The sequence below is a fragment of the Micromonospora sp. NPDC047740 genome (genome assembly GCF_043204735.1).
GTDB lineage: Bacteria > Actinomycetota > Actinomycetes > Mycobacteriales > Micromonosporaceae > Micromonospora.
Map to the genome: position 1 here is coordinate 257,279 of NZ_JBIDCT010000001.1, position 24,340 is coordinate 281,618.

At 74.4% G+C, this 24,340-nt stretch carries 20 protein-coding genes; 16 read left to right on the forward strand and 4 right to left on the reverse strand.

The annotated features are described in order from the left end of the window. The first annotated feature begins 79 nt into the window (after positions 1-79). From ACGF4F_RS01225 to ACGF4F_RS01240, 4 genes are all read left to right on the forward strand, one after another. Entirely contained in the window at positions 80-1,321 is a 1,242-nt protein-coding gene (locus ACGF4F_RS01225) for a histidine kinase (protein WP_357435749.1), read from the forward strand. Then, positions 1,318-1,983, forward strand: coding sequence for a response regulator transcription factor (locus ACGF4F_RS01230; protein ID WP_357435748.1), 666 nt, complete (start codon positions 1,318-1,320; stop codon positions 1,981-1,983). Before ACGF4F_RS01225 ends, ACGF4F_RS01230 begins: the two co-directional genes overlap by 4 nt. A gap of 149 nt (positions 1,984-2,132) precedes the next feature. After that, positions 2,133-2,909: an ABC transporter ATP-binding protein gene (locus ACGF4F_RS01235; protein ID WP_357435746.1), complete on the forward strand. Its 777-nt coding sequence runs from the start codon at positions 2,133-2,135 to the stop codon at positions 2,907-2,909. A gap of 5 nt (positions 2,910-2,914) precedes the next feature. Then, positions 2,915-5,398, forward strand: a complete 2,484-nt coding sequence (locus tag ACGF4F_RS01240; protein WP_357435974.1) for an ABC transporter permease — start codon at positions 2,915-2,917, stop codon at positions 5,396-5,398. Positions 5,399-5,492: 94 nt separating this feature from the next. On the opposite strand, the gene ACGF4F_RS01245 is transcribed toward ACGF4F_RS01240, so the two are convergent. Then, a complete protein-coding gene (locus ACGF4F_RS01245) occupies positions 5,493-6,869 on the reverse strand; it encodes a protein kinase (RefSeq protein WP_357435744.1) in 1,377 nt (458 codons plus the stop codon). 551 nt (positions 6,870-7,420) lie between these two features. Between ACGF4F_RS01245 and ACGF4F_RS01250 the strand changes: the two genes are divergently transcribed. The 8 genes from ACGF4F_RS01250 to ACGF4F_RS01285 all read left to right on the forward strand — a co-directional run bounded on the left by ACGF4F_RS01250 (position 7,421) and on the right by ACGF4F_RS01285 (position 14,773). Next, the gene (locus ACGF4F_RS01250; RefSeq protein ID WP_357435742.1) at positions 7,421-8,062 is read left to right on the forward strand and encodes an RNA polymerase sigma factor; all 642 of its coding nucleotides are present in this window, start codon (positions 7,421-7,423) and stop codon (positions 8,060-8,062) included. Between the two features lie 16 nt (positions 8,063-8,078). Continuing rightward, on the forward strand, positions 8,079-9,008 hold the full coding sequence (locus ACGF4F_RS01255; RefSeq protein WP_357435740.1) for a hypothetical protein: 930 nt from the start codon (positions 8,079-8,081) through the stop codon (positions 9,006-9,008). Between the two features lie 171 nt (positions 9,009-9,179). Next, positions 9,180-10,415, forward strand: a complete 1,236-nt coding sequence (egtA, locus tag ACGF4F_RS01260; RefSeq protein WP_357435738.1) for an ergothioneine biosynthesis glutamate--cysteine ligase EgtA — start codon at positions 9,180-9,182, stop codon at positions 10,413-10,415. After that, the gene (gene egtB / locus ACGF4F_RS01265; RefSeq protein ID WP_357435736.1) at positions 10,412-11,749 is read left to right on the forward strand and encodes an ergothioneine biosynthesis protein EgtB; all 1,338 of its coding nucleotides are present in this window, start codon (positions 10,412-10,414) and stop codon (positions 11,747-11,749) included. The genes egtA and egtB overlap by 4 nt, the downstream gene beginning before the upstream one ends. Positions 11,750-11,788: 39 nt before the next feature. Further along, the gene (egtC, locus tag ACGF4F_RS01270) at positions 11,789-12,535 is read left to right on the forward strand and encodes an ergothioneine biosynthesis protein EgtC (protein WP_357435734.1); all 747 of its coding nucleotides are present in this window, start codon (positions 11,789-11,791) and stop codon (positions 12,533-12,535) included. Positions 12,536-12,588: 53 nt separating this feature from the next. Continuing rightward, complete coding sequence (gene egtD / locus ACGF4F_RS01275) at positions 12,589-13,554, forward strand: L-histidine N(alpha)-methyltransferase (protein WP_357435733.1); 966 nt, start codon at positions 12,589-12,591, stop codon at positions 13,552-13,554. Between the two features lie 237 nt (positions 13,555-13,791). Next, positions 13,792-14,379 (forward strand): TMEM165/GDT1 family protein, encoded by a 588-nt coding sequence (locus tag ACGF4F_RS01280; protein WP_357435732.1) that lies wholly within the window; start codon positions 13,792-13,794, stop codon positions 14,377-14,379. 178 nt (positions 14,380-14,557) lie between these two features. Next, complete coding sequence (locus ACGF4F_RS01285; RefSeq protein WP_357435731.1) at positions 14,558-14,773, forward strand: hypothetical protein; 216 nt, start codon at positions 14,558-14,560, stop codon at positions 14,771-14,773. An 18-nt stretch (positions 14,774-14,791) separates the two neighbouring features. Here ACGF4F_RS01285 and nhaA read toward each other — a convergent pair whose 3' ends face one another. Both nhaA and ACGF4F_RS01295 read right to left on the reverse strand, forming a co-directional pair. Beyond that, a complete protein-coding gene (nhaA, locus tag ACGF4F_RS01290) occupies positions 14,792-16,102 on the reverse strand; it encodes a Na+/H+ antiporter NhaA (protein WP_357435729.1) in 1,311 nt (436 codons plus the stop codon). 157 nt (positions 16,103-16,259) lie between these two features. Continuing rightward, positions 16,260-18,113, reverse strand: coding sequence for a polysaccharide biosynthesis protein (locus ACGF4F_RS01295; protein WP_357435727.1), 1,854 nt, complete (start codon positions 18,111-18,113; stop codon positions 16,260-16,262). 187 nt (positions 18,114-18,300) lie between these two features. On the opposite strand from ACGF4F_RS01295, the gene ACGF4F_RS01300 reads away from it, so the two are divergent. Beyond that, complete coding sequence (locus tag ACGF4F_RS01300) at positions 18,301-19,758, forward strand: polysaccharide biosynthesis tyrosine autokinase (RefSeq protein WP_357435725.1); 1,458 nt, start codon at positions 18,301-18,303, stop codon at positions 19,756-19,758. Here the strand turns inward: ACGF4F_RS01300 and ACGF4F_RS01305 are convergent. Next, positions 19,739-20,314 carry a low molecular weight phosphatase family protein gene (locus tag ACGF4F_RS01305; protein ID WP_357435724.1) on the reverse strand — a complete coding sequence of 192 codons (576 nt, stop codon included), beginning with the start codon at positions 20,312-20,314 and terminating at the stop codon, positions 19,739-19,741. The genes ACGF4F_RS01300 and ACGF4F_RS01305 overlap by 20 nt on opposite strands. A gap of 123 nt (positions 20,315-20,437) precedes the next feature. On the opposite strand from ACGF4F_RS01305, the gene ACGF4F_RS01310 reads away from it, so the two are divergent. The 3 genes from ACGF4F_RS01310 (at position 20,438) to ACGF4F_RS01320 (ending at position 24,222) form a co-directional block, all read left to right on the forward strand. Next, a complete protein-coding gene (locus ACGF4F_RS01310; protein WP_357435722.1) occupies positions 20,438-21,664 on the forward strand; it encodes a glycosyltransferase family 4 protein in 1,227 nt (408 codons plus the stop codon). 143 nt (positions 21,665-21,807) lie between these two features. Continuing rightward, positions 21,808-23,577: a DUF4012 domain-containing protein gene (locus ACGF4F_RS01315; protein WP_393073722.1), complete on the forward strand. Its 1,770-nt coding sequence runs from the start codon at positions 21,808-21,810 to the stop codon at positions 23,575-23,577. Between the two features lie 12 nt (positions 23,578-23,589). After that, positions 23,590-24,222, forward strand: coding sequence for a hypothetical protein (locus ACGF4F_RS01320; protein WP_357435718.1), 633 nt, complete (start codon positions 23,590-23,592; stop codon positions 24,220-24,222). Positions 24,223-24,340: the final 118 nt, after the last annotated feature.

Below are 24,340 nucleotides of genomic sequence, written 5' to 3' on the forward strand. Positions count from 1 at the left end.
ACCCGGGGCGGGCGGCACGTGGTGAGCGTCGCCGCGCAGTAGCGGTGAGCATCGATGGTCGACCTACCCCGTACGCTGGGTGACCGTGGACCGCATCATCTTCGGGCGCCCGCTACGCAGCGTCGCCTTCGACGCCGCCGTCTCCGGGCTGGTGGCGCTCTTCGCCGTCGCCGGGGGCGTCGCCCAGCCGGGTGGCTGGAAGGCCACCTGCGTCGGGATCGTGATGGCGCTGGTCCTGCTGTTCCGGCGTACCCACCCGTCGGCGGTGGCCGCGGTGGTGGCCGCGCTCGCGCTCACCCAGGTGATCGTCGGCTGGGGGCCGCTGGGCTACGACGTCGGCGTGCTGATCGCCCTCTACAGCGTGGTCAAGTACGCCGACCGGCTCCGTGACGGGGTGCTCGCCGGGGTGGTCGCCGCGGCCGGCGTGGTGCTGGCCGCGCTCCAGGTGCGCGGCCCGGCCGCCTGGTGGGCCAGCGCGATCTACTTCGGGCTGGTCACCGGTGCGGTGTGGCTGATGGGGCTGAACGTGCGGACCCGGCGGCTCTACGTGCTGAGCCTGGAGGAGCGGGCCACCACCCTGGAACGGGAGCGGGAGGCCGAGGCCCGGGCAGCGGTGGCCGAGGAGCGCACCCGGATCGCCCGGGAACTGCACGACGTGGTGGCGCACAGCATGGCGGTGATGATCGTGCAGGCGGACGGGGTGCGGTTCACCATCGACCGGGATCCGGCGACGGCCCGGGAGGCGGCCAAGGTGGTGGCGGACACCGGCCGGCAGGCGCTGGAGGAGATGCGCCGGCTGGTGGGCGTGCTGCGGGAGCCGAGCCGGCCGGAGCCGGCGGCCGTGCCGGACGCGGCGGCCGCGCCCGGCGGCGAGTTGTCCGCCGAGCCGGCGCACCGCCGGCCGGCGCTGGTCGAACTGCCCCACCTGCTGGACCGCTTCCGCGCCGCCGGCCTGCGGGTGAGCTGCGCCGCCACCGGCGCGGCGGTCCCCCTGCCGCCGGGCCTGGAGCTGACCGTCTACCGGGTGGTGCAGGAGTCGCTGACCAACGCGCTCAAGCATGCCGGGGTGGGTGCGTCCGTCGAGCTGAGCCTGGACTGGTCCGCGGACACCGTGGTGGTCCGGGCGGTCGACGACGGGCGCGGCCGGCCGGTGGTCCGGCCGGCGCCGTCCGGCGGGCACGGCCTGGTCGGCATGCGCGAGCGCGTCGGGGTGTACGACGGCAGCCTCACCGCCGGTCCCGCGCTGGCCGGGGGATGGCGGGTCGAAGCGCGGCTGCCGCTACCGTCGACACCCGGTGCGGAGGAAGGGAAGGCGGCATGACCGTCCGGGTGGTGATCGTCGACGACCAGGCGCTGGTGCGCGCGGGGTTCCGGATGGTGCTGGACTCCCAGCCCGACCTGGCGGTGGTCGGCGAGGCGATCGACGGCGCGGACGCGCTGCGCGTGCTGGACCGGGTCGAGGCCGACGTGGTCGTCATGGACCTGCGGATGCCGACCATGGACGGGGTGGAGGCGACCCGGCGGATCTGCGCCCGGCCGCCCGCCGGGCGGCCGCGGGTGCTGGTGCTCACCACCTTCGACACCGAGGCCGACGCGTTCGCCGCGCTCCAGGCGGGGGCCAGCGGGTTCCTGCTCAAGAACGTCCCGCCGGAGGACCTGCTCGCCGCGATCCGGGTGGTCGCCGAGGGCGACTCGGTGGTCGCCCCGTCGATCACCCGGCGGCTGCTCGACCGGTTCGCCGGCCAGCTCGGCCCGGCCCCCACCGAGGACCCGCGGCTCGCGCAGCTCACCGAACGGGAGCGGGAGATCCTGCTGCTGGTGGCGCAGGGGCTGTCCAACGCCGAGATCGCCGGCCGGGTGCACGTCGCGGAGGCGACGGTGAAGACCCACGTCGGCCGGATCCTGGCGAAGCTCCAGCTTCGCGACCGGGTGCAGGCGGTGGTGCTGGCGTACGAGAGTGGGCTGGTCACGCCGGGCGGCTGACCCGGCGTACGACCTGGGTCGTACGGGTCCACCCGGTCCGGGGCGACCGCCGGCGTACCAGGATCGAGCGCGCAGGTGGAGATCGACAGGGCGGTGTCGCGCATAGCGTCGGAGGCGTCAGATGAACGTCTCCACACGGGGAGCAACACGTGTCCGTCGCACCCACGACCACCGGCGTCGCCGTCGCCGCCCGAGGCCTGCGCAAGGAGTACGGCTCCGCGCAGTCCCGCGTCGTCGCCCTCGACGGCGTCGACCTCGACCTCGCCGCCGGCCGCTTCACCGCCGTGATGGGCCCCTCCGGCTCCGGCAAGTCCACCCTCATGCACTGCCTCGCCGGCCTCGACCGGCCCTCCGCCGGCACGGTCCGGATCGGCGACGCCGACCTGGCCCGGCTCGACGATCGCCGGCTGACCCTGCTGCGCCGGGAGCGGATCGGCTTCGTCTTCCAGAAGTTCAACCTGCTGCCGACCCTCACCGCCGAGGAGAACATCGTGCTGCCGCTGGCCATCGCCGGCCGTCGGCCCGATTCGGCCTGGCTGCGGCAGGTGGTGGCCGCGGTCGGCCTGGCCGACCGTCTCGGGCACCGGCCGGCCGAGCTCTCCGGCGGCCAGCAGCAGCGGGTGGCGGTGGCCCGCGCGCTGATCACCCGCCCCTGGGTGCTGTTCGCCGACGAGCCCACCGGCAACCTCGACTCCCGCTCCGGTGCGGAGGTGCTGCGCCTGCTCCGCGAGGCGGTCGACACCCTCGGCCAGACCGTGGTCATGGTGACCCACGATCCGGTGGCCGCCGGCTACGCCGACCGGGTGGTCTTCCTCGCCGACGGCCGGGTGGTGGACGAACTGGTCCGGCCCACCGTCGGGCAGGTGCGCGAGGCGCTCACCCGCCTCGACCCGGCCGGCGCCCTCGCGCCGTCGGTGGGGCGGTGAGCGGGATGCTGCGCCTGACCCTGCGCCAGGTCCGTGCCGACTGGCTGCGCCTGCTGCTCTCCTCGCTGGCGATCGTCCTCGGGGTCGCCTTCGTGGCCGGCACCCTGATCTTCACCGACGGCATCCGCGCCGGGGCGTATGCCCGCGCCGGCACCTTCGACCGGCACACCGATCTCGGCGTGTACGGCCAGGACGACAAGCCGCTGCCAGCCGCCCTGGTGGACCGGGTGCGGGCCGTCGACGAGGTGGCCGCCGCCGGTGGCGAACTGCTCGGCTCGGGCGGGGTCGTCGGTGCCGACGGCCGCCCGGTGCTCGGCTACGCCGTCCTCGCCGCCGTCCCCACCGACCCGGCCGTGCAGTCGTACGACGTGGTCGCCGGCCGGTTGCCGCAGCGCCCGGGCGAACTGGTCCTCGACGCGCCGACCGTCGCCGAGCAGGGCTTCCGGCTCGGCTCGCCGGTCCGCGTGGGCGGCGCCACCGGGGCGGCCCGGCCGTACACCCTGGTCGGCACCGTCGACGTCGACGGCACCTCGCGGGACGTCGGCGGGCCGTACATCGGGCTGGCCGGCGTCGACGCTCTCGCCGTCAGCGGCCAGCGCGGGTACGACCGGATCCTCGTCGCCGCCCGGCCCGGGGTGGACCGCGCCGCGCTCGTCGAGCGGGTCCGGGCGGCGGTCGGGCCCGGCGTGGTGGTCAAGGACCGGCAGCGGATCCTCGACGAGGCCGTGGAGGACAGCGTCCGGAACCTGCGGCAGTTCAGCGCCTTCCTGCTCACCTTCGCCGCGGTGGCCGTGGTGGTCTCCGGCTTCGTCATCGCCAACACCTTCGCCATCGTGCTGGCCCAGCGCACCCGGCGGACCGCGCTGCTCCGGCTGGTCGGCGCCACCCGCGGCCAGGTGTTCCGGGCCACCCTGCTGGAGGCGGCGGTGACCGGGCTGGTCGCGTCGGCCGTCGGGGTGCTGGCCGGGGTCGGTCTGGCCGTCGGGCTGGACGCCCTGATGTCGGCCCAGAACGCGCCGGCGGGCGGTCCGCTCACCATGCGCCCCGCGACGGTGCTGCTCTGCCTCCTCCTCGGCACCCTGATGACGGTCGGTGCCGCCGCGGTGCCGAGCTGGCAGGGCACCCGGATCGCTCCGGTGGCGGCGCTGACCGACGCGGCGGTGCAGCCGGCCCGGCGGGCGGGACGGATCCGGCTCGCGGCCGGTGCGCTGGCGCTCGCCGCCGGTGTGGCCGCCCTGCTCGGCGCCGGCGCGGCAGGCCAGGTGGCGCTGGTCGCGCTCGGCGGGATGCTGGCCTTCTTCGGGATCGTGCTGTTCGGGCCGGTGCTGGTGCCGGCGCTGGTCCGCCTGCTCGGCCGGCCGGTGCGCCCGCTGCTCGGCGCGACCGCCGGGCTGGCCGTCGCCAACGCCGTCCGCAACCCGCGCCGGATCGCCGCCACCGCCACCGCGCTGGTGATCGGGATCGGGCTGGTCACCGCCTTCGTGGTCGGCGCGGCCAGCGCCAAGCGGGGCATCGAGGACGCGGTCGACGCCGAGGTCGGGGTGGACTTCGTGGTGACCGGCATCGGGGGCGACCTGCCGGCCCCGCTGGCCGGCGCGCTGGCCGCCCGCCCCGAGCTGGGCGTGGTGCACGAACAGCGCAGCCGGGTGGCCGACGGGGTGCAGCTGCGCGCGGCGCACCCGGCGCTGGTGCGCCGGACGCTGACCGGCGTCGACGCCGGGGACGCGGGCGGGCTCGGGCCCGGTGCGGTGCTGGTGCACCGGGAGCTGGCCGCGGCGCGCGGCTGGACGGTCGGGCAGACCGTCACCCTCGCCGGCCGGCAGTTCCGGATCGCCGCGGTGGTGCGCGCCGACGACGCCCCGCTGGCCGGCAGCCCGGTCCCGGCCGGGTACGTGGTCGAGGTGGTGGACTCGGACTTCACCCGGCTCTTCCCGGCGCAGCGCGGCTACCTCGCCGAGGTGGACCCGGCGCCGGGGGTCGCCCCGGCGACCGCGAAGGCGGCGCTCACCCAGGTGCTGGCCGACTACCCGACGGTCAACCTGATGGACCAGGCGGCGTACAAGAAGATGCTCACCGGCACGGTGGACATGGTGCTGGGTTTCGTCACCGCGTTGCTCGGCCTGGCGGTGGTCATCGCCCTGGTCGGGGTGGCCAACACGCTCACCCTGTCCGTGGTGGAACGCACCCGCGAGAACGCGGTGCTGCGGGCAGTGGGGCTGACCCGGCGCGGCATGCGGGCCGCGCTGGCCGTCGAGGCGGTGCTCATCGCGCTGGTCGGCGCGGTGCTCGGCGTCGCCCTCGGCACCGCGGTCGCCGCCGGCGCGATGGCCGTGGTGGCCCGGGTGGGCGGCAGCTTCATCCTGGTGTTGCCGCCGGCGCGGATCGCCCTGATCCTCGGCGTGGCGGTGCTGGCCGCGCTGGCCGCCTCCGTCCTCCCGGCCCGGCGCGCGCTGTCCCGGCCGGTGGTGGAGGCGTTGGGCGCGGAGTGACCGGCAACGGACCCGGAACGCCGAGCCGGTCCCGCAGCGGATGCGGGGCCGGCCCGGCCGGGTTGCCCCGGTGTGCTCGCCTGCTTTCGGCGGATCAGCCGCCCGCGCGGGGCTGTTGATCCACCTTGACGTTGGTCTGCGCGCTGGCGCTGTCGCCCGGTGACGGCTGGCCGTCCGACGGCGAGCCTGCCGGGCTGGGCTCCATCGACGGCGATGTCGAGGCGCTCGGCGGCGCTTCGGACGCCGACGGCTCCACGGACGCGGTCAAGGACGGGGTGGGGGTCGGGCTCGCCGAGGCCGAGGGGCTGTTGTCCGGCCGGGCCGGCCGGCGCGGCCGCGTCACCTCGTCGGGGCTGGTCTCGGTCGCCGCCGGCGACTCCGCGACGTCGCTGGGCGCGACGGCCGGCGGGGTGCTCTCGATGGTGATGCCCGGCTCGCCCGTGTTCCGCGCCGCGCCGAGCGCCGCGCCCAGGGCGGCCAGCGCGACCAGCACCGCGGCCAGCGCGCCGACCAGGGTCCCGCGCCGGGCCCGGCGGCCGGCGGGCGCCACCGTGGCCAGGGGCGCCGCGACGGTCAGGTCGTCGCGGCCGGGGGCCGGCCCGACCGCCCCGCGCAGCGTCACCGGCACCGTCGCGGTCGGTGCCCCGGCCATGGCCGCCCGGGCCGCCGCGGCCATCGCCGCACCGTCCGGGAAGCGGTCGGCCGGGTCCTTGGCGAGAGCCCGGGCGACCAGGTCGCGGACCGGCTGCGGGATGTCCGCCGGCAGCTCCGGCGGCTCGTCGTCCAGGTGCCGGACCGCCACCTGCAGCGGGTTGTCGCCGGTGAACGGCGGGCTGCCGGTGAGGCAGCAGTGGGCGACGGCGCCGAGCGCGTAGATGTCGGTGGCGCCGGAGACCGGCCGGCCGGCCGCCTGCTCGGGTGCCATGTAGAGCGCGGTGCCGGGCACGGCGTTGGCGCTGGTGATGCTGGTGACGTTGGTCGACCGGGCCACGCCGAAGTCGACCAGCACGACCGTGCCGTCCTGCTGCACCAGCAGGTTGCTCGGCTTCACGTCCCGGTGGACGATGCCCCGGGTGTGCGCCCCGTGCAGGGCCTGGGCCACCTGGGCCACGATGGACATCGTCTCGGCGACCTCGAGCTGGCCGGCCTCCTGGATCCGCCGGGAGAGCGGCTCGCCGTCGACGAACTCCATGACCAGGTAGTCGGCCCGGCCGCCGTCGGGCAGCTCGTCCTCGCCGCAGTCGAAGACCTGGACGACGCCCGGGTGACGCAGGGACGCCATGATCCGCGCCTCGGCGCGGAAGCGGGCGATGAAATCGGGGTCGGAAACCAGCGCGGGAAGCAGGACCTTCACCGCGACCCGACGGCCCAGCACCAGGTCGGTGGCACGCCAGACGTCACCCATGCCGCCGGTGGCGACACGGTCATCCAGGCGGTACCGACCGCTGAGCACGACCTCCGAAGACAACACCTCCATACCGTACCCAGTGGTGCCCGGAAGTATTTCCCGCGATCTCTCCCGTCGGGGCGCGTGGGCGGTCCGACCGTCCTGCGCCGAACGGCCGGCGGCCCCGGGTGTCGATTGGCGGACCGTGACGGCTCGGGTACGATCGGCCAGGAATCGCCGCTCCACGCTTGGTTTGTCCGCGTTGACCGGCCTGACTCGCGCACCGGCGGGCCCGCAGCGTTCCGGCGGCGCTCTTCGTTACATCGACCCGCCGTGGCCGCCCGTAGAGAATTCTCACTCTTTCCCGGTTGAGTGGCGGCTTGTCCGCCGGTGCCGCCGCTCCTAGCGTTAGCCCGGCTCTGGGCCGCCCCATGACGCGGGTACGGTATGTCCGCCGACGGACCGTACTTCGCGGCACGTGTGTCCATGCGCGCGCCCGCACGTTTCCGCGCGGAGCGCCGATCAGGTCAGCGGGGGGCTGATGGTGCGGGTGGGGTCCGGTCACCGGGACCGGAACGGGCATTGGGCACGCCGCACCGGCACGCGTCGGTCCCGAGAACGGAAATGGCGAATCCATGACCGGTGAGCTGAGCGAGGCGGTCGCCGCAGCGCAGGCGGGCGACGAGGAGGCCTTCCGCTTCCTCTACCGCAGCCTGCAGCCCGGCCTGCTGCGCTACCTCACCGCCCTGGTCGGCGCGGACGCCGAGGACGTCGCCTCCGAGGCCTGGCTGCAGATCTCCCGCGACCTGCCCGGCTTCGCCGGTGGGGAGTTCCGCGCCTGGACCGTCACCATCGCCCGCAACCGCGCCATGGACCACCTCCGCCGGCAGCGCCGGCGGCCGTCGCTGCCGGTGCCGGTGCAGGCGCTCAGCGAGCTGGCCGGGGACGCCGACACCGCCGAGCGCGCCGGGGAGACCATCGGCACCGAGAGCGCGCTCGCGCTGATCGCCACCCTGCCGCAGCGGGAGGCGGAGGCGGTGCTGCTGCGCGCCGTGATCGGGCTCGACGCGGAGACCGCCGGGCGGGTGCTGGGCCGGCGGGCGGGCGCCGTCCGTACCGCCGCGCACCGGGGGCTCCGGCGCCTCGCCGCGCTCCTGGAACGCTCCGACGTCCACCAGGCGTCCAACCGGACCGAGCAGGCCACCCCACCCCGCCCCCGTACCGGCCGGGGACGAGCGGCGCCGAACGCGCCCAAGGCCGAGCCGGCGGACGGATGACGTGAGGGGAATCTGGATGAGGTTTCACCGATCCGTCGGACCCGCCGACCGGGCGGAGTCCGACCGTCTTCTCGACGCGTCCCGTGCCGGCCGCCAGCCGGCCGCCGATCCGCTCGCCCACCTGCTCGTCGCGGCGGCAGCGCCCGCCGAGCCGGGCGAGCTGTCCGGCGAGGAACAGGCGCTCGCCGCGTTCCGGGCGGCCCGCGCGGCACCCGTACCGGCGCCGGCGCTCGCGCCCCGTCGGCCGGGACGCCTCCGCGTCGGCGCGGCGGCCTGGCTCGCCGGGCTCGCCACCACCGCCACCGCCGGGGTCGCGTTCGCCGCGGTGAGCCTCGACCGGCCCGACCAACCGGCACCGCCACCGGCCCCGAGCACGTCGGGCAGCACCGGCGGGGAGAGCGCGGCGGCGCCGACGGGATCCCAGGGCGGGAGCCCGACCGGCACCGGAATTCCCGGCCAATCCCCGACCACCGGTGCCGCCCCGACCCCGTCCGATGGGCCGGGCCAGCCGGCCGGCGCCGGCAAGCTGGCCGGCCACTGCAAGGCCTACCTGGCCAAGTCGCCACCGCAGCGGGCCAAGGCGCTGGAGTCTCCGGGCTTCGCCGACCTGGTCGCCGCAGCGGGCGGCGCGGACCAGGTGGAGGACTTCTGCCTCCGGCTCGTCCCGGAACGGGCCCCGAAGCCGTCCCCTGCTGCCTCCGCCCCGTCGTCCGGCGCCCCCGCCCCGTCGTCCGGTGCGCCCGCCACGTCGTCCGGTGCGCCTGCCAAATTCGGGTCCGCCGGCGCGTCGTCCGGGGCCGACGGCGCGACCACCTCCGCCGGGGGCCCGGACGAGCCGAACAGCGCCAAGTCGAACAGCGGCAAGTCGAACAGCGCCAAATCGGGTAGCGGCAAGTCCGGTGTGGGCAACCCGGCCGCGGTGCAGGGGCCAGGCATCGACGGCTGATCCCACCGGCTTCGTCCGCAACCCGATTCGGACAAAAATTCATCTCCCTCGGCGGGCGGGATCCGTCTGCTAGACAGAAGATGGGTGGGACCGCGGACGCCCGACCCGCGACGGTGGGGGCGCCCGTCGACACCGTGGTCGCCCACCCCGCACGGGGAGAGGAGCCTTCTCTTGGTGATGTCACCGGAGCTGGACCGGACGACCGTCCTGCCGGACGAGGCCGCCGCCGCCCGGTACATCGCCAGGATCTGCTTCAAGACCGGTCCGCCCACGCTCACCGGCGTCGAGCTGGAATGGACGGTGCACGACGCCGCGGACCCGGCCCGCCCGGTCGACCGCGCGCGGTTGCACCGGGCGCTGGGGCGGCACAGCCCCGTCACCATCGATCCCACCAGCCCGGCCGAGAGGCTCCGGCACGGCGGCGCCGTGACCGTGGAGCCGGGCGGGCAGGTGGAAATCTCCTCCGCGCCGCGACCGTCGATCGCCGCGCTCATCCTGGCCACCGAGGCCGACGTCGCCGAGCTGACCGCCGCGCTGGACGCCGCCGGCCTCGCCCTCGGCCGCGCCGGCCTGGATCCCTGGCGGATCCCGCGCTCCGTCGTGGAAACTCCCCGCTACCAGGCCATGCGCTGCGTCTTCGACCGGCACGGCCCGGCCGGTCGGGTCATGATGTACAGCACGGCCAGCCTGCAGGTCTGCCTTGACGCGGGCGAGCCGGAACAGCTGGCGCAGCGGTGGGCGACGGCGCACGCCGTCGGTCCGCCGTTGCTGGCCGCGTTCGCCACCGCGGACCGGTACGCCGGCCGGCGTACCGGTTGGGCCTCGGCCCGGATGGCCGCCTGGCTGGCCATCGACCCGGCCCGGACCCGGCCGGTCTGGTCGCCCGTTTCGCCCGACCGTGACCCGCTCGCCGCGTGGACCGAGTACGCGCTCGCCGCGCCGCTGCTGTGCATCCGCGGTGACGGTCCGGACTGGACCCCGCCGCCGGGGGTCACCTTCGCCGACTGGCTGGCCGGGGCGCTGCCCCGCCCGCCGACCACCGAGGACCTGGAGTATCACGTCAGCACGCTCTTCCCGCCGGTACGCCCGCGCGGCTACCTGGAGGTGCGCTACCTGGACGCCCAGCCGCGGCGGGAGTGGACGGTGCCGCTGGCCGTGCTGGCCGCGCTGTTCGCCGAGCCGGCCACCACCCGGGACGCGCTGGCCGTCGCCACCCCGGTCGCCGACCGCTGGCAGGCCGCAGCCCGGCACGGGCTCGACGACGGCCCGCTGGCTGCCGCCGCGGCGGCACTGTTCGACCTGGCCCTGGCGGCCCTGCCCGAGCTGGACCTGCCGGCCGGGATCCACGAGGAGACGAGTCGAGGAATCGTGCGGCGCCGCGCCGCCGCGGAGAGGGGACACCGGTGACCACGACCGAGCGGCCGGGTACGGACAGCGAGCAGCTGCGCAGCCGGATCGCGGCGGAGCTGGACCGCACCCGGGGCCGCACCGCGCTGCTGACCGACGCGGTGGACGACGACGACCTGATCCGGCAGCACTCCACCCTGATGTCCCCGCTGGTCTGGGACCTGGCCCACGTCGGCAACCAGGAGGAGCTCTGGTTGGTGCGCGACGTCGGCGGTCGCGATCCGGTACGCCGCGACATCGACGACCTGTACGACGCGTTCAAACAGCCCCGCAAGGACCGCCCCGCGCTGCCCCTGCTGCCCCCGGCCGAGGCCCGCGCCTACCTGCGCACCGTCCGGGACAAGGTGTACGACCTGCTCGACGGGATCCGGTTCACCGATCGGAAGCTGGTGGCGGACGGCTTCGCGTTCGGGATGATCGTGCAGCACGAGCAGCAGCACGACGAGACCATGCTGGCCACCCACCAGCTGCGCGCCGGGGTGCCGGTGCTGGACGCGCCACCACCGCCCGAGCCGCGAAGCCGGGTCGGCGGCGAGGTGCTGGTGCCGGCCGGGCCGTTCACCATGGGCACCTCGACCGACCCGTGGGCGCTGGACAACGAGCGCCCCGCACACACCGTGGACCTGCCCGCGTACGTCATCGACGCCGTGCCGGTCACCAACGGCCAGTACCGCGCCTTCATCGCCGACGGCGGGTACGACGAGCCGCGCTGGTGGAGTGTGGCGGGCTGGCGACACCGCGTCGACGCGGAGCTGAGCGCGCCGATGCACTGGCGGCGGGACGGCGACGGCTGGGCGTACCGCCGGTTCGGCCGCTGGTCGCTGGTGCGCGACGACGAGCCGGTGGTGCACGTCTGCTGGTACGAGGCGGAGGCGTACGCGGCCTGGGCCGGCAAGCGCCTACCCACCGAGGCGGAGTGGGAGAAGGCGGCCCGCTGGGATCCCGCGGCCGGGCGCTCCCGTCGCTACCCGTGGGGCGATGAGGACCCGACGGTCGGGCACGCGAACCTGGGGCAGCGGCACCTGTGGCCGGCGCCGGTGGGCGCGTATCCGGCGGGTGCCTCGCCGCTCGGCGTGCACCAGCTCATCGGGGACGTCTGGGAGTGGACCTCGTCCACCTTCCGGGGGCATCCCGGCTTCGTCGCGTTTCCGTACCGCGAGTACTCCGAGGTCTTCTTCGGCGACGACTACCGGGTGCTGCGTGGCGGCTCGTTCGGCACCGACCGGGCGGCCTGCCGGGGCACCTTCCGCAACTGGGACTACCCGATCCGGCGGCAGATCTTCAGCGGTTTCCGCTGCGCCCGGGACGCCCGGCCGGAGGAGGCGGCGGCGTGAGCGACCGGAGGGGTCCGGCGTGAGCGGCGGTTCCGCCTGATGTGCCGCCACCTGGCGTACCTCGGTCCGCCGGTCAGCCTGCGTAGCCTGCTGTACGACCCGCCGTACGGGCTGCTGCGGCAGTCCTGGGCGCCGCGCGACATGCGCGGCGGCGGCACGATCAACGCCGACGGCTTCGGCGTCGGGTGGTACCCGGGCACCGGCGACCCGGTCCGTTACCGGCGGGCGCAGCCGCTGTGGAGCGACACCACCCTGCCCGGGCTCGCGGCGGTCACGGTCGCCGGTGCGGTGCTGGCCGCCGTCCGGTCCGCGACGGTCGGCATGCCGGTGCAGGAGACGGCCGCCGCCCCGTTCGCCGAGGGGCGCTGGCTGTTCAGCCACAACGGCGTGGTCCGGGGCTGGCCGGACACGGTGGTGCCGCTCGCCGCCGAGCTGCCGGTCCGCGACCTGCTGACGCTGGACGCGCCGACCGACGCCGCGCTGCTGTGGGCGCTGGTCCGGCACCGGCTGCGGGCCGGGCAGGATCCGGCGCGGGCGGTGGCCGACACCGTCGCGGCCGTCGTGGCGGCCGCGCCCGGGTCGCGGGTGAACCTGCTGCTCACCGACGGTACGACGGCGGTGGCCAGCGTGGCCGGGCACGCGTTGTCGGTGCGTCGTACCCCCGAGTCGGTGCTGTTGGCCTCGGAACCTCTCGACGACGACCCCGGCTGGCAGGCGGTGCCGGACGGGCGGCTGGTGGTGGCGACCGCGACCGGGGTGCGAACCCGGGACCTGGTGGCCGCCTGAACCAACGTTTCCACGGGTAGGGCAGGACGTTCGGGCAACGGAAGGGGCACCTCATGAGCGCGGAGCCACTGGAGATCTACCTGGCGGAGCAGGACCTCGACCGCAGCCTGCGGGAGGATGTACGGGTCGGGCTGACCGCGCAGCCGAAGTGGCTGCCACCGAAATGGTTCTACGACGCCCGGGGCAGTGAACTCTTCGGCGAGATCACCCGGCTGCCGGAGTACTACCCGACCCGGGCCGAACGGGCGGTGCTGACCGAGCACGCCGACGAGATCGCCGAGGTGACCGGGGCGAAGACGCTGATCGAGCTGGGGTCCGGCTCGTCGGAGAAGACCCGGCTGCTGCTCGACGCGTTCACCCGCCACGGCGGCCTGGGCACCTTCGCGCCGCTGGACGTGTCGGTCAGCGCGCTGCGGGAGTCCACCGAGCGGATCGCCGCCGAATACCCCGGGCTGCGGGTCCGCGGCATCGTCGGCGACTTCACCCGGCAGCTCGACCGGCTGCCCACCGGCGGCCGGCGGCTGGTGGTGTTCCTCGGCGGCACCGTCGGCAACCTGCTGCCGGTGGAGCGGGCCGAGTTCCTCACCGCCATGCGTGCCGCGCTGGAGGCCGGCGACTGGCTGCTGATCGGCACCGACCTGGTCAAGGACCCGAAGGTGATCGTGCCCGCCTACGACGACGCGGCCGGGGTGACCGCCGACTTCAACCGCAACGTGCTCCGTGTGATCAACCGGGAGCTGGGGGCGGACTTCGACCCGGAGGCGTTCACCCACGTGGCGGTCTGGGATCCCGAGCACGAGTGGATCGAGATGCGGCTGCGCGCCGAACGCCCGATGCGGGTGCACGTGCTGGACCTGGACGTCGGGTTCGCCGCCGGTGAGGAGCTGCGGACGGAGATCTCGGCGAAGTTCCACCCGGAGGGGATCGCGGCCGAGCTGACCGACGCCGGCTTCGCCACGCAGGCGTTCTGGACCGACCCGGACGGACTGTTCGGCGTCACCCTCGCCCGGGCCGACTGAGCGTCCGGGGCCGCCGCGGTGAGCCTGTTCACCCGCGGCGACCCCGCCGGCCGGGGTGGGCTAGGCTGGGCGGCGCGAAGGGGAGTAGCCCCCAATGTCGTGGTCGACATACTGGTGCGTTCCGCATCCGGCCACGCGGCCCCGGTCCCCGGGGCGGGCGAGACCTTCGACTCAGGCTGTCGCAGCCGGGTCGAGGGCGCCCCCGTACCTCCTCCCGGCTTGATCGGGAAGGTTCACATGGACGGTTTCCTCGTCGCGCTGGTGATCAGCTTCGGCGTCATCTTCGTCGCCGAGCTGGGCGACAAGTCCCAGCTCATGGCCCTCACGTTCGCCACGCGGTTCAAGCCCGTGCCGGTGCTCATCGGCATCACCGTCGCCACCGCCATCGTGCACCTGGCCTCGGTGGCGATCGGGTACGGGCTGCACGCGGCGCTGCCCACCACCTGGATCTCGCTCATCGCCGGTGTGGCGTTCCTGGGTTTCGGTGCGTGGACCCTGCGCGGCGACAAGCTCACCGAGGAGGAGAAGCGCAAGGCCGAGAAGAGCAGCAAGTCCGCGATCATCACCGTCGGCGTCGCCTTCTTCCTGGCCGAGCTGGGTGACAAGACCATGCTGGCCACCATCACCCTGGCCACCAAGTACGGCTGGTTCGGGACCTGGCTCGGTTCCACGATCGGCATGGTGGCCGCCGACGCCCTGGCGATCATGGTCGGCCGGCTGCTCGGCAAGCACCTGCCGGAGAAGACCATCCGGTACGGCGCGGCGATCCTCTTTGCCATCTCCGGCCTGTGGCTGATCCTGGAGGCGGTCCACGAGCTGACCTGAGTCGTCCGCGGGGTGTCGCCGCCGCGACCGCGTGGGTCGCGGCGGCGGCGCACGCCCGAGGGGATCGTCGAGGCCGGCCCCCGGTTACGAAGATCTGTGCCGCCCTGCGGCGGCGACGCCGGACGCCTAGCGTGGGCGGCAGGAGAGGCGAACCTTCGGACGACCGGGAGGTCAGCGCATGGCCAGGCACGACGAGCCCAACGAGTACGGCTTCGCCGGGGAGACCACCGCTCCCGAGCCGCCGCCCGGCGCGCGCCCCGACGAGCAGGACCTGGCCGAGGAGGTCGCGGTGCCGGCCGACGACCTCATGGAGCCGTACGCCGAGGCGGTCGAGGAGGAGACCGAGGAACGGGAGGAGCCGGAGGAGGAGCGCACGGCCGACCGCCGGCGCTGATCGGCCACGCCGCCCGCGCTACGTGGTCCGCTTCTGGTAGACGTCTGGGATGCCGTCGCCGTCGGCGTCCCGGCTTTCCCGCTCCGAGATCCGCCGGTACACCCGGTTGCGGCGCAGCAGCACGGTCGAGGCCAGCGTGGCCGCGATCAGCGAGCCGAGCAGCACGGCCGTCTTCACCCGGTCGTCCTCCGGGCTGCCGGCGCCGAAGGCCAGCTCACCGATGAGCAGCGAGACGGTGAAGCCGATGCCGGCCAGCAGCGCCAGCCCGAGCAGGTCCGCCCAGGTGATCTCCTCGTCGAGTTCGGCCCGAGTGAACCGCGCGAGCAGGAACGTCGAGCCGAATACGCCGACCGTCTTGCCGAGCACCAGACCGGCGGCGACCCCGAGCACGACCGGGTCGGTGAGCACCGCGCCCAGGTCGACGTCGACCAGCGACACGCCGGCGGCGAAGAACGCGAAGACCGGCACCGCCAAGCCCGCCGACACCGGCCGCCACCTGTGCTCCAGCCGCTCCGCCAGTCCCGGTCCGCCGGCCCGGGACGGCAGCACGGGCACGGTGAAGCCGAGCAGCACCCCGGCGACCGTGGCGTGCACCCCGGAGGCGTGCACCAGGGTCCAGGCGAGCCCGGCGAGCGGGATGAGCGCCCACCACCAGGTCCGCCGCCGCTGCACCAGCAGCGCGAAGACGGCGATCGGTGCCAGCGCCGCGAGCAGCGGCAACGGGCGGAAGTCGGCGGTGTAGAAGACGGCGATGATGATGATCGCGAAGAGGTCGTCGACCACCGCGAGGGTGAGCAGGAAGGCGCGCAGCCCCTGCGGCAGGTGTGAGCTGACCACTGCCAGCACGGCGAGGGCGAAGGCGATGTCGGTGGCGGTGGGGATGGCCCAGCCGCGCAGTCCCGCCCCGCCGGTGGAGAGGACCACCGCGACGTAGCAGAGGGCGGGCACCAGCATGCCCCCGATCGCGGCGACCACCGGCACGGTCGCCCGCCGCGGGTCCCGCAGGTCCCCGGCCACGAACTCGCGTTTGAGCTCCAGGCCCACCACGAAGAAGAAGATCGCCAACAGGCCGTCCGCGGCCCACGCGGCGAGGCCGAGGTCCAGGTGCAGCGCCCCGCCGCCGGGCCACGGCACCCAGCGGCCCAGTTCCGCGTACGCGGACCGCCAGGGGGAGTTGGCCCAGGCCAGCGCGATCACCGCACCGAGCAGCAGCAGCGCGCCGCCCACCGTCTCGGTACGCAGCACGTCGGCCAGGAAGCGTGCCTCCGGCCAGGAACGGCGGGAGAGGAGGCGTTCGGGCAGGCGGGTGCGCGGGGTGCGGTTGGTCATGCGGTGTCCAACTCCGGCTCGTCGACGGCAAGGAACTCGCCGACCAGACTTCCCGGCACACCGGTTTCGACCCTATCCCGGCGACGGCGGCAGTGCCGATCCGGGCCGGTGGGAAGCTTCGCTCAGCCGCCGGGCGGAAGCGCCCACCACGCCCGGCTCAGCGCTGCCCGGGCAGCACGGGCAGCGACGCGTGGACGTGGTCGCAGAGCGCCGCCAGCCGTTTGACCAACTCGTCCGGGTCGGCGTACGGGTCCAGCCCGCGTACCTCCTCCGGGGCGAGCGACGGCACCGCCACGTGCGAGATGAGCGGGTGCAGCGGCCGGCTGTCCGCCTCGTCGGCGCCGAACAGGTGCTCGTGCAGCTTCTCGCCCGGCCGCAGCCCGGTGTAGACGATGTCGACCGGGTGGTCCGCCTCGGCGGCGAGCCGGCGGGCGACGTCGGCGATGCGTACTGGCTCGCCCATGTCGAGCACCAGCGCCTCACCGCCGCGGCCGATGGTGGCCGCCTGGAGCACGAGGTGCACCGCCTCCTGCACGGTCATGAAGTAGCGGGTCACCTCCGGGTGCGTGACGGTGATCGGCACCCCGGCCCGGATCTGCGCCTGGAACGCGGTCAGCACGGAGCCGCGGCTGCTGAGCACGTTGCCGAAGCGGACGCTCAGGTACGCCCGGCCGAGCTGGTCGGCGAAGTGGGCGGTGAGCCGCTCGGTGATCCGCTTCGAGTAGCCGAGCACGCTTGTCGGGTTGGCCGCCTTGTCCGTGGAGATGTTGACGAACTCGGCGACGTCCCGGCACGCCTCCAGGACGTTGAGGGTGCCCAAGACGTTGGTCTTGATCGCCTCGCCGGGGTGCCGCTGGAGCATGGTGAGGTGCTTGAGGGCCGCCGCGTGGAAGACCACGTCCGGCTGCCGGTCGGCGATGATCCGGGCGATGCCCTCGGCGTCGCGGATGTCGGCCAGGATCAGCTCCGGGCCGTCGAGCAGCGCCCGGCCGTGCAGGGACATCTGCAGGGCGTGCAGGGCCGACTCGTCCCGGTCGAGCATCATCAGCTCACCCGGCTCGCAGCGGGCGATCTGCCGGCACAGCTCGGAGCCGATGGAGCCGCCGGCGCCGGTGACCAGGACCCGCCGCCCGGCCAGGCCGCTGCGTTCCACGGTCAGTTCGGCCACCCGCTGCGCCCGCCCGAGCAGGTCGGTGAGCTGCATGTCCCGGACGTCGGTGACCGCGACCGGACGGTCGAGCAGCTCGCGGACCGGGGGGAGCACCTTGAACGCGGCGCCGGCCTGGAGCGTGCCAGCGCGCACGTCCCGCAGCAGCGCCGCGTCCGAGCCGCTCATCGAGAAGATCACGGTGCCGGCCCGGGTCGCCCGCACCGCCGAGCCGATCTGCTCCCGACCGCCCAGCACTCGCAGCCCCTCCAGGCGCAGCCGCCGGTTGGCGGGGTCGTCGTCGAGCAGGCCCACCGGTTGGTACCGGCCCTGCGGATCGCCGAGGAGCACCCGGACCAGGCGCTCGCTGGCCGCGTCCACGCCGTAGACCAGGCACCGCTCCGCGGCGCGGACCGGCCGGCGGTGTCGTTCCTGCCGGGTCCGCCAGGCGGCGCGGCCGGCGGCCATCAGCACCAGGGCGACCGCGCCGCCGAGCAGCGGGGTGGTGGCCGGTGTCGGCCGTTCGGTCCACGGCAGCAGCAGCAGGCAGGCCAGGGTGGCCAGCGCGGCGGTCGCGGCCCGGCCGGCCAGCCCGCGGGCCTCGCCGGCGCTGCCGATCGGGTGCCGCCCGTACATCCGGAAGCGAAGCAGGGTGAGCACCGCGTACAGCGCGGCGCAGCCGAGCGCCACGGTCAGCACCCGGACGCCGCGGACGGCGGTCAGCTCGAACTCGTAACGGGTCCACGCCGCGCCGAGAAATCCGCCGCACCACGCGGCGGTGTCCAGCGTTAACAGAGACAGGGTGGCCGTGCGGCGGGTGACCCAGTCGCGGGGCCGGGCGGCGGCGGTTGCTTCGCGATCCATGGATGTCCTCTGCGTCCGAACCGGGAATGGAAGGATTTAGACCGTATGAGCGCTTCTAATCGTTTACATTCGTCCGGTCGCTTACTGTGATGTATATGCGCTTTCGATCCTGGCATGGCAACTGGGCGTTTTAGGGGGCTTTCGTGCAGTTTCATCGGCTGATCGGCGTGTCGCGAGGGGGAGCGTGATGGACGTTCTCAGCTACCTGCGGCTGGTCCGACGCCACTGGTGGATCGTTCTGGTCACCGTGATGGTCGCCGTGGGGGCGGCCGCTCTGATCACGGTCCGCACGCCACCCAGCTATCAGGGCTCGGTGACCTTCTTCGTCACCACGCCCAGCCAGGGGGTCACCGACGCCTACCAGGGCGGCCTCTTCCTCCAGCAGCGGGTGAAGTCCTACGCCGACCTGCTGACCAGCGACCGGCTGGCGCAGAGCGTGGTGACGGAGAGCCCGCTCGGCCTCACCGCCGACCAGGTGCAGCGCCGGATCAGCACCTCCACCGAGGCCGGCACGGTGCTGCTGAAGGCCACCTTCACCGACACCGACCAGACCCGGACGCTGCAGACCACCGAGGCGCTCTCCGCCAAGTTCGTGGAGCTGGTGCGCAAGGTGGAGACGCCCGCGGACGGCAAGTCGCCACCGGTCAAGATCGAGATCGTGAGCGGCCCCCGGGTCACCTCCAGCCCGGTGGCGCCGCAGCCGGTGCGCAACCTGGTCATCGGTGGACTGCTGGGCCTGCTGCTCGGCGCGGGGCTGGCCGTGCTGCGGGGCGTCGCCGACGTCCGGATGCGGGACGCGGCCGCGCTCCAGCGGGTGACCGGCAGCCCGCTGCTGGGCGAGATCCCGTTCGACTCCGGGGCCAAGGCGGCTCCGCTGATCGTGGGCGACGCGGCCAACTCGCCCCGCGCCGAGGCGGTCCGCAAGCTCCGCACCAACCTGCGCTTTGTGGACGTACACGAGCCGGCCCGGGTCATCGCGGTCACCAGCGCCCTGCAGGGCGAGGGAAAGACCACCATGGCCTGCAACACGGCGATCGCGCTGGCCGAGGCGGGCTGGCGGGTGCTGCTCATCGACGCCGACCTGCGCCGTCCCAAGGTCGCCGACTACCTCGGGGTCGACGGTGGGGTGGGCCTCACCGACGTGCTGGTGGGTGACGTCCAGGTGGGCGACGTGGTGCAGCGGTGGGGCGACAAGTCGTTGCTCGTGCTCCCCAGCGGCGCCACCCCGCCCAACCCGAGTGAGCTGCTCGGCTCCAAGGCGATGGCGGACCTGCTGGTCGCCCTGCGGGAGTCGGCGGACATCGTGGTCATCGACACCGCTCCGCTGCTCGCCGTCACCGACGGCGTGGTGGTGGCCGTGCAGGCGGACGGCGCGCTGCTGGTCACCCAGCAGGGGCGGACCTCGCGCAGCCAGGTGGCCGCGGCGTCCCGGGCACTGCACTCGGTGTCGGTGCGCCTGCTCGGCTGTGTGCTGAACATGGCCAAGGTGGCCCGGGCGGACGCCTACCAGTACGAGGCGTACAAGGTGGTCGTTCCGCCGGCCGCGTCGTCCGTACCCACCGACCGGGCGGGTGTCGCCCGGCGCGGCGAGCCCGGGGCGCCGCTGGGCGACCGCACCCAGGAACTCACCCGGCTGTCGCGATGAGTGCCAGCACGGGTCGGATCGACCGCTCGATCTCCTCCGCGCAGCGCCGGAAGTCGGCGGGTGAGCCACCGATCGGGTCGCCCAGGTCGTCCGCGTCGAGGGTGGCGGGTTGCAGCCGCCCCCGGGCGCGGGCGGCCGCCGCCACCGCCGCGCGGAGCGGGGTCCCGCTGGCCCCGGTGGAGGCCTCGGCCGCGGCGGCCAGCCGGGCGAACTGGCGAAGGGTGAAGGTCCGGTGCAGCGCGGCCGGGGCCAGCGCGGTGCAGACGGAACGCTGTCGCCGGGTGGCGGTCAGCACCAGCGTGGCCCGGGTCAGATGCTCCGGGCGTAGCCGCCGGGTGCGGAACGCCGCCGGATCCACGCCGGTCCCGGCCGCGACCGCGACCGCGTACGGGTGCATGGTCCCGCCGTCGACGGCGTCGGTGCCCGCACTGGTCACGGTGACCGGGAGATCGCGGAGCAGCCGCCGGGCGAGGAACTCGGCCATGGGGGACCGGCACAGGTTGGCGTGGCAGACGAAGAGCACCCCGTCGACCATCTGCACCCCTCTCGTCGGCACGGTGGCGCGGCTGATCGCCGCGACGGCGGAATTCCGGCGATCGCGGCCGGACGCAGAGGGGATGCGTGCATGGTACGGGGTGCGTCGGGTCGGGCGCCGGGATACCGCACCGGGAGCGCGGCCATGAAGATCGGCATTTTGTCCTACCACTTCCCGCCGGAGCCGGCGTTCATCCCGGGCAGCCTCGCCGAGGAGTTGGCCGCCCGGGGTCACGAGGTACGCGTGCTCACCGGTTTCCCGGACTACCCGGGTGGTCACGTCTATCCGGGCTGGCGGCAGCGGTGGCGGCACCAGACGCACAGCGAGCGGCTGACCGTCCGCCGGGTGCCCCGGTACGCCGGCGGCGACGGCTCGGCCGGAGCGCGGATGGCCAGTTGGCTCTCCTTCGCCGGCAGTGTGGCGCTGACCGGTCGCCGCTACCTCGGTGACGTCGACGCCCTGTACGTCTTCCAGCTGCCGGCGGCCACTTTCGCCGCGGCCGCCCTGGTCCGGCTGCTCGGCCGGGTACCGACCGTGCTGCACGTGCAGGACGTCTGGCCGGAGGAGGACTCGTCCCGGCCCGACGAGGGCCGCCGGTGGTCGGGGCGGCTCGGCGCCACCCTGCGCCGGATCTACCAGGAGGCCGGCGGCATCGCCGTCACCGCGCCGTCCATGCGGGACCTGGTCGTCTCCGCCGGCGCCGACCCGGACCGGGTGCGGGTGGTGCTCAACTGGACCGACGAACGGATCTTCCGGCCGACCGAGCCCAGCCCGGCCGCGCGGGAGCTGATCCGCCGCGACGGCCGGTGCGTGGTGATGCACGCGGGAACGATCGGCGTACGGCAGGGCCTGGAGACCGCGGTGCGCGCGGCGGCCGCGCTGGACGACCGGATGGATCTGGTCCTGGTGGGTTCCGGAGCGGAGGAGCGGCGGGTGCGGGGGCTCGCCGCCGAGCTCCGGGCGAACAATGTCCGCTTCGTGGAGCGACGCTCGCCGCTGGACATGCCGGCGCTGTACGCGGCGGCCGACTACCAGCTCGTCATGCTGCGCGACCTGCCCGAGCTGCGCGGGATGGTGCCCGGCAAGCTCCAGGCCGCCCTCTCCTGTGCCTCTCCGGTGGTGGCCTCGGCCGGTGGCGACACGGTGGCGCTCGTGGAGCGGGCCCGGGCCGGGTTGTCCTGCCCGCCGGAGGACTGGGCCGCGCTGGCGGACCGGTTCTGGCTGGCGTCGACGATCCCGCCGCCCGCCCGGGTCGACATGGGCCGCCGGGGGCGGGACGCCTACCTGCGGGAGATGTCGCTGCGGGCCGGCGTCGACCGGATCGAGCAGATGCTCCAGGACGTCTCGGCGCCGGCGCGCGCCCGCCGATAGAGGCGAGCCGATATCGCAAACCAGGACGCGAAGCAGCAAACTGCCTGATATCGGGCCGATGCTGTGCTGTTTCGTGCTAGAAAGCGATGCATCGACAAGTCTGTCCGATTCGGTCCTGGGAGAGTGGTGTGGGGGAGAGCGGTGTGTCGCGTGGTCGGCGGCCAAGGTCCCGACGGCGGACCCGGGCCCGGGTCCGGCGCGTCCTGCTCATCGGGCTGGTGGTCGTCTCGCTGCTGCTGACGCTGGGTGGTTGGGTCGGATTCCGGGGTTGGCAGGCCCGGGCCCACCTGCTCAACGCCGCCGGGTTGGCCAAGGAACTCAGCGCCCAGGTGGTGGGTGGGGATGCCGCCCGGGCCCAGCGGACCCTCGCCGCGCTCCAGGCGCAGGCGGCCGCCGCCAAGAGCGCCACCGGTGACCCGGGCTGGTGGCTCGGCCGGCAGACGCCGTACGCCGGGGACAACCTCTCCGCCGTACGCCGGATCGCGGTGGCGGTGGACGACCTCGCCCGGCTCGCCTTCCCGACCCTGCTGCGGATCGACCTCGCCTCGCTGGTGCCCAAGGAGGGGCGGCTCGACCTGGCCCGGCTGCGCGCCGTGTCCACCGAGGTGTCCGCGGCGGATCGAGCGGTGCGGGAGACGACCGAGCGGCTGCGGACGGTGCCGACCGACGACCTCGTCGGGCAGGTGCGCGACGCGTTGACCGGGCTGTGTGCCGAACTCGACCGGCTCGCCGGCCTGACCGCCGCGGCGGACCAGGGAGCCCGGCTGCTGCCGCCGTTGCTCGGCGCCGACGGCCCCCGCCGCTACCTGCTGGTGTCGCAGAACCCCGCGGAGTTGCGCGCCACCGGCGGGATGTTCGGCGCGTACGCCGTGATCAGCGCCGACGGCGGCAAGATCCGGATGACCGGGCAGGGCGCCTCCGCCAGCATGCAGTACTTCGACCCGCCGTTGCGGGTGGACGCGGAGATGCGCCGGCTCTGGTCCGACCTGCCGGGGACCTTTCCGGCGGACGTCAACCTCAGTCCCGACTTCCCGACCGCGGCGGCGCTCTACCGGGAGATGGTCCGCCGGCGTACCGGGACCACGGTGGACGGGGTGCTGGCGGTGGATCCGGTGGTGCTGTCGTACCTGCTCGGCGTCATCGGGCCGGTGGCGGTGCCCGGCCGCCCGTCCCTGGCGGCGAACACCGTGGTCCGGACGCTGCTCAGCGACTCCTACCGGGACCTGGACGTGCACGCCCAGGACGCGTACTACGCGCAGGCGGCGTCGGCGGTGTTCGACACCCTCTTCGCCAAGGCGCCCAATCCCCGCGAAGTTTTGACCGTTTTCGCCCGGTCTGTCGCTGAGCGTCGGATATTGTTCTGGAGTGTCCATCCCGAGGAGCAGCGCGTCCTGGGCGACAGCCCGTTGACCGGGAGGCTCCCCGAGAAGGACACCGTGCCGACGGTCGGCGTCTTCCTCAACGACGGCAGCGGCGCGAAGCTCGGCTACTACCTGAGGTTCTCGGCCAACCTGACGGTCGGCGACTGCCAGTCCGACGGGCGCCGGGAGCTCCGGCTGCGCGTCACGGTGCACTCCACCGCGCCGCGGTCGGGCCTGGACAAGTCGGTCACCGGCGCCGCCCTCGCCGGCGACCCCTACACGGCCCGCACCTTCGTGTCGGTGTACAGCCCGACCGGCGGGGCCGTGCTCGGCGGCCGGCTCGACGGGCGGGACACCGCGATGGGCAGCGGGACCGACCGTCGCCGCCAGGTCACCGTGGCGAACGTCGAGGTCAAGCCCGGACAGACCCGGACCCTCGACGTCACGCTGCTCACCGGGCAGACCGGCGCCGGCAGGGCCGAACTGGTAGTCACCCCCACCGTCACCCCATGGACCACCCAAGTTGTTACCGCACCAAGCTGTGACCAGTAGGAGGGAATCCACATGCGGCTATCCCGCATCATCATGGCGCTCACGGTCGGCCTGGCCGTGGCGGCCGCGCCGACCGCGGCCGGGGCGGCGCAGCCGCAGCCACCGGTCTATCCGCCGCCCGTCACCAAGCTGACGGTCAACCCGCCCACCATCAGACTCGGCGAAACCTTCACGCTCAAAGGCACCGGCTTCGACCACAACGAGAGAGTGGACCTCCGCGTCGCCATCTCGGCGTTGCCGCAGGCCGCGCCCGCGCAGGGAACGACACGGCGCAGCGACGGCACCACCGTGGCGCTGGCGAACGTGTCCTACTCGCAGGCGCAGCCGCAGCCGGCACCGCTGGAGTTCACGGTGACCGCCGACGCCGCTGGCAACTTCACTGTCACCTACCGGCCGAACCGGCCGGGGCGGTACACCTTCACCGCCACCGGTGAGACCTCGGACCGGGTTGCCACCGCCACGGCCACGGTCCTCCCGCCGAAGCCGCATCGACCGCCGCACAAGGATGAGAACCTCCCGGTGACCGGTTCCAGCCTCAGCACACCGATGAAGCTCGGCGGCGGCATGGCCGGTGCGGGCGTCGTCCTGCTGCTGCTCTCCCTGGCCTGGCGTCGTCGCGGCCGCCTCGGAATGGGCTCGCGCTGACCGAGGCGCACCGGGCAGAGCCCGGACCTCGACTGGGTGCCCGCCGGACCACGTCCGGCGGGCACCCAGGTGTGCGGGGCCGACGGGCCGGCACGGGCCGGGCGGCGGCCGGCACAAT